This window comes from Vibrio sp. R11-SG3-ISO9 (assembly GCF_059834255.1).
On the sequence record NZ_JCBDGU010000008.1, the window covers coordinates 43,048 to 49,047 of the forward strand.

Here is a 6,000-nt window from a genome sequence, read left to right on the forward strand (position 1 = left end):
GATACGAAGAGCCAAAGCTTTTCACAACTCCACTTTTCGTATGTCGAGTCTGCTTTAATTTTTTGTACTGCTCTATCCTTTTCATATCTCGTTTACTCGAATCCCGCACCTGCTCTTAATCTCTTCGCATCCCGCTTACTCGAATCTCGCATCTGCTCTCATCCTTTCTCATCTCGCTGACCCTCATCCCGTATCTGCCTTTCATCCATAATCCAGCCTGTACAAAAATCCAGTAAAATGCTTGAATAGACGATATCTATTACCGTCGTGAGCCTTGTTATGTCACAGCTTTTATCTGCTATTCCTCTTAACTCTCTGTCTGGAGTGGGCGCTAAGGTTGCCGAGAAACTGGCAAAGGTTGGATTGAACAACGTACAAGACCTGCTGTTCCACTTGCCGCTACGCTATGAAGATCGCACACGTATCTACCCGATTGCAAAATTGCATGCGGGGATCTGGGCAGCAGTGCAAGGCAAAGTGATGAGTGTCGATACTATTTTCGGCAAGCGCAAAATGCTGGCGGTCAAAATCAGCGACGGTAATGGCACCATCACTCTGCGCTTTTTCAACTTCACAGCAGGGATGAAAAATAATTTTACTGAAGGCAAACAGGTTCATGCCTACGGAGAGATCAAGCGTGGCGGTATGGGTTTAGAAATCGTCCACCCAGACTACAAGTTCTTTGCTCCAAGGCAGCAACCTGACGTTGAAGCAACCCTGACGCCGGTTTACCCAACCACAGATGGTCTAAGACAAGTCACGCTGCGTAACCTTACCGACCAAGCACTGGAGCTTATCGATAAGGCTGCAGTCAATGAGCTGTTACCTTCTGGCTTATACGATCACCAAATTACGCTAGCTCAGGCGCTACATACCATCCATAGACCACCACCGGGGATCGACCTTGAGCTATTTGATGAAGGTAAGCATCCAGCTCAACTGCGTTTGATCATGGAAGAGCTGCTCGCACAAAACCTATCAATGCTATCGGTTCGCAGCAAGGGGCAACAAGACAACGCGATCCCACTGCCGCCAGTGCATACACTCAAAGAAAAACTACTGGCTCAACTGCCCTTCTCTCCAACCAATGCACAAGCACGCGTGGTAAAAGAGATTGAGGGCGATCTTGAGAAGCCACACCCTATGATGCGCTTAGTACAAGGTGATGTAGGGTCAGGTAAAACGCTAGTTGCCGCCCTCGCCGCCGTTCGCGCTTTAGAGCACGGCCAACAAGTCGCGCTAATGGCTCCAACTGAGCTTCTGGCAGAGCAGCACTCAATCAACTTTGCTAATTGGTTTGAGAGCATGGGTATTCAAGTCGGTTGGCTGGCCGGTAAGCTCAAAGGCAAAGCCAAAGAGAAAGAACTTGAACGCATTGCCAGTGGCGAAGCGCAAATGGTGGTGGGTACACATGCCCTATTCCAAGAACACGTCGAGTTTAAGAACCTAGGCCTAGTGATCATTGATGAGCAACACCGATTTGGTGTCCACCAGCGGCTAGAGCTGCGTGAAAAAGGCGCTAAGCAAGGTCATTATCCACACCAACTGGTGATGACAGCGACACCGATTCCGCGAACTCTGGCGATGACGGCCTATGCCGATTTAGAAACCTCGATTATTGATGAGCTGCCACCGGGTCGAACACCCATTCAAACCGTTGCTATTCCAGATACCAAGCGTGACGATATTGTCGAGCGTGTGCGTAATGCGTGTCTTAACGAGGGCAAACAGGCCTACTGGGTGTGTACGCTGATTGATGAGTCCGAAGTGTTGGAAGCGCAAGCCGCTGCTGACACTGCAGAGGAGCTACAACGCAAACTACCCGATGTGAAAATTGGCTTAGTGCATGGCCGAATGAAGCCAGCCGAGAAGCAAGCGGTGATGCAGGAGTTCAAAGAGAACAAACTACACCTATTGGTCGCGACAACCGTGATTGAAGTAGGTGTGGATGTACCAAACTCAAGCTTAATGATCATCGAGAACCCAGAGCGTCTTGGCCTAGCTCAACTGCACCAATTACGTGGCCGTGTTGGCCGTGGTTCGGTCGCAAGCCATTGTGTGTTGCTGTATCACTCACCACTGTCTAAGACTGCTCAGAAGCGCTTAGGTGTGCTACGTGAGAGTAATGATGGCTTTGTGATTGCTCAACGAGACTTGGAGATCCGTGGACCGGGTGAGTTGCTTGGTACTAAACAGACTGGCTTGGCAGACTTTAAGATTGCCGATTTGGTACGTGACCAGCGTTTAATCCCTGAAGTGCAGCGTATCGCGCGCCATATCCATGATAGCTACCCAGACAACGCCAAGGCGATCATCAATCGCTGGCTGGGTGAGCGTGATGTTTACTCTAAGGCGTAGTGACTGCTGATAATTGATTGAACTAAAAAGGCTTCCGTATGGAAGCCTTTTGCATATGAACCCTTTCGAAAAACAACTAAGAGCGAGATTCCCTACTCGCTCGTCCCTCGCAATAGGGAATGACGTAAAGAGCAGATACGCGTCTTGTAACCCGATGGCTGCCACCAACTTCACTCTGTCTCTCGCGTCAATTCAACCCAACAGGAAAAAGCTTCAAAACTCATTACACCGTCATCCTCGAGAGGGAAGAATGACCGAGTCGGGGATCTATAGCCGCCCCCGACGCTCACGAAGGCCTATGACTTAACTGGGAAGCTGATCTGCGCTTTCAAACCACCTTGGCTGCGGTTGTTCACCACCACAGCACCCTGATGTTGGCTGACAATACGCTTCACAATCGCCAAACCTAAGCCTGTACCTTCACTACCACGCGCGGTATCGCCTCGAGTGAAGGGTTCAAACAGCTTACTGATCTGATCTTGAGGAATACCGGGGCCATTATCTTCTACCGTTACCCAAGCCAGCTTGTTGTCGGCGGTCATGCCAGTGGTGACTTTGACCCAACCATTACCGTAACGCAGAGCGTTAACCACCAAGTTGCTGATTGCGCGCTTAATGGCAATTGGGTTACCCAAAGCGGGTTTCATGTTAGAAGCGAGGTCAGTTTCAATTTCTACCTCATAGCCACCCTCGGAGCTCGCCACCTCACCAGCAATATCTTCTAGGAACACCGCTTGGAAGGAATTACGGTCAACAGGTTTTAGGTAATCCATAAATTGGCTGATGATCTCATTACACTCTTCCGTATCACTGATAATGCCTTCGGCTAAGTAGCTGTCTTCTGGTGACATCATCTCCGTCGCTAAACGAATACGGGTCAATGGCGTACGCAGGTCATGACTGATCCCCGCCATCAATAGCGCCCTGTCTTCCTCAAGCTCTTGGATGCCTTTCGACATCTGGTTAAAGGCGCGAGTTACCGAGCGAATCTCTTGTGCGCCTTGAACTGGCAGAGGCGGTGGAATATCACCACGCCCCACCCCTTTGGCAGCTTTCTCTAACGCAATCAAAGGACGGTTCTGTAAACGGATAAACAGCCAACCGCCAGCAATGATCAACAGCGCCATTATCAAGCTATTGCGAAACAGCGGTGCAAAATCTTCTTCTTGTAGCTCAGATAGCGGGATTCGAATCAACGAGTTGGGCAGCTGCGCTATATCCATCCAAAGTACATAGCTCTCAGCACCTAAGATCAGCCTCACCTCGGTCTCTGAACCAAGCTCCTTGGTCATCTCTTCACTCATCAGATCAATCGCTACAGCATGGTAAAACTCACCCGCCGTTTCACTGTCTTTGGTGTGAACCGTTACCCCAAGCTGCTCAAGTACACGCTGACGCAGCGGTGCGTCCATCTCAATATCAAGATCACCTTCGTCTAAAACCAAGTTCAGCTCATGCGCCAAGATCTTATTGAACTGCTGCAAACTCGGCATCAAGGCGTAATTAAACACCGCGTAGTAAGAGAATATTTGGCTAGCAACCAATAAGGTTAAGAAGAGAACGATAGATTGAGTAAAGGAGCTACGTATACGCATAGAAAACCTAAAGTGAAAGGTAGAGAAACAGAGACATAATAGAAACTATAACTCTAAACCATTGTTCTGAATAGAAAACGGGCCATCACATAATTATGAGATGACCCGATAACAATCACATTTCAATCACGATGGTGACTGATAGAGTTACACTGCTTTTCCATCAGGAACGAACACGTAACCTAAGCCCCACACCGTTTGGATGTAGCGTGGCTTACTTGGATCTTCTTCAACAAGGCGACGCAGGCGAGAGATCTGAACGTCGATAGAACGCTCCATCGCAGAATACTCACGGCCACGAGCCATGTTCATCAGCTTATCGCGAGACATTGGCTCACGCGCATTGGTGACTAGAGACTTCAATACCGCGAACTCACCTGAAGTGAGAGGCATTGGCTCTTCACCTCGGAACATCTCACGTGTACCGAGATTCAAACGGAATTCACCGAACTCAACCACAGACTCTTCTGTGCTTGGTGCCCCCGGCGCTTCAATCACTTGACGACGCAGTACTGCTTTAATGCGCGCCAGTAGCTCACGAGGGTTAAATGGCTTAGGTAGGTAATCATCGGCACCCACTTCTAGGCCAACAATGCGATCCACTTCATCACCCTTAGCGGTCAGCATCAGGATAGGCAACATGTTATTGGCGTTACGTAGACGACGGCAGATTGAGAGGCCATCTTCGCCCGGTAACATTAAGTCCAGCACCATCAAGTGGAAGTTTTCACGGGTTAACAGGCGGTCCATCTGCTCACTGTTTGCCACGCTACGCACTTGAAAGCCTTGCTCAGACAAGTAGCGTTCCAGCAATGCACGAAGGCGCGCATCGTCATCGACCACTAAAATTTTGTAGTTTTCTTGCATGTAATGGTTCCACCTATTAAAACTCAAACTTGAAGATTAAGTATTCTTTTTAGACATTGAAAATGTAACATTCTTGGAGAAAATGTCGCCTAAAGAATTGTTAACGTATGTTGCCTTTCTATATATTCTATCTTAGAACATGATTTCACTAAGTCAGAGTTATGAAAACAAACTTAATTACTCGTGAGGGTTATGAAAAACTCACAAAAGAGCTGAATTTCCTATGGCGAGAAGATCGCCCTGAAGTGACCAAGAAAGTAACTTGGGCAGCGAGCCTCGGTGATCGCAGTGAAAATGCAGACTATCAGTACAATAAAAAACGCCTACGTGAGATCGATCGCCGCGTTCGCTATTTAAGAAAACGACTCGACCAAGTAAAGGTTGTCGACTACTCCCCACAGCAAGAAGGCAAAGTGTTTTTTGGTGCTTGGGTTGAGATAGAGAATGACGACGGCGATACCAAGTCATTTCGTATTGTTGGGCCAGATGAGATCTATGGCGGTGTCAAAGACTATGTCTCGATTGACTCACCGATGGCACGAGCCCTGCTCAAGAAAGAAGTGGATGATGAGTTCACGGTGCGTACCCCAGAGGGCGACAAAGAGTGGTTTGTGAATGCGATTCGCTACACACCATAGAAACTTTTCAAGGCTCTAGATAAAAGGAAACCCCGTGAGGCTTGCGCCCTACGGGGTTAAGTTCTTTCGTAGCCTTCCTGCCACTATTTATCTCATTGAGATAAGGTGCTCCCTGCATCTTTCCTTGATATTGGCTAAATCCTTTAACCGATTTCCTTTTGTCATCGCCATCCTAGCGGTGTCCATGCTTGCCTATCATCCTGACGGGCTAATCTCATCCAGAGACATTCACTTTCATCAGCATCAGTAACCATCCTAGCCACATCAAACTCAATCAGTGTTTTACATCCTTGCTGACCACTCATCCTAAGCAATCAAATCTTCATCCTGAAGATACCTAATCCGTTAGGCTTTTTCCTGTTCCTGCCAACTCCCTGTCGACAAGTTAAATATTACGCGAAATCCGATGGCATCCCAGATATCTGCCAACAAAAAAATGATATGACATCGATCACATCGCAATTACAATCTTTAAATATCAACTAGTTACAGTCATGCACAGTAAAAACAGCATGCACAAAGTGATTTAGTCGCACATCACT

4 protein-coding genes are annotated in these 6,000 nt (G+C 47.9%); 2 read left to right on the forward strand and 2 right to left on the reverse strand.

The features are described 5' to 3' along the window. Window positions 1-279 precede the first annotated feature (279 nt). On the forward strand, window positions 280-2,358 hold the full coding sequence (gene recG, locus AC6R05_RS02510; RefSeq protein WP_500646504.1) for an ATP-dependent DNA helicase RecG: 2,079 nt from the start codon (window positions 280-282) through the stop codon (window positions 2,356-2,358). A 296-nt stretch (window positions 2,359-2,654) separates the two neighbouring features. Here recG and envZ read toward each other — a convergent pair whose 3' ends face one another. Beyond that, window positions 2,655-3,953, reverse strand: coding sequence for a two-component system sensor histidine kinase EnvZ (gene envZ, locus AC6R05_RS02515; RefSeq protein ID WP_331439725.1), 1,299 nt, complete (start codon window positions 3,951-3,953; stop codon window positions 2,655-2,657). A 147-nt stretch (window positions 3,954-4,100) separates the two neighbouring features. Next, window positions 4,101-4,820, reverse strand: a complete 720-nt coding sequence (gene ompR / locus AC6R05_RS02520; RefSeq protein WP_032551125.1) for an osmolarity response regulator transcription factor OmpR — start codon at window positions 4,818-4,820, stop codon at window positions 4,101-4,103. A gap of 161 nt (window positions 4,821-4,981) precedes the next feature. Here ompR and greB point away from each other — a divergent pair, with 161 nt between their 5' ends. After that, window positions 4,982-5,458 (forward strand): transcription elongation factor GreB, encoded by a 477-nt coding sequence (greB, locus tag AC6R05_RS02525; protein WP_032551124.1) that lies wholly within the window; start codon window positions 4,982-4,984, stop codon window positions 5,456-5,458. The last annotated feature ends 542 nt before the right edge of the window (window positions 5,459-6,000 follow it).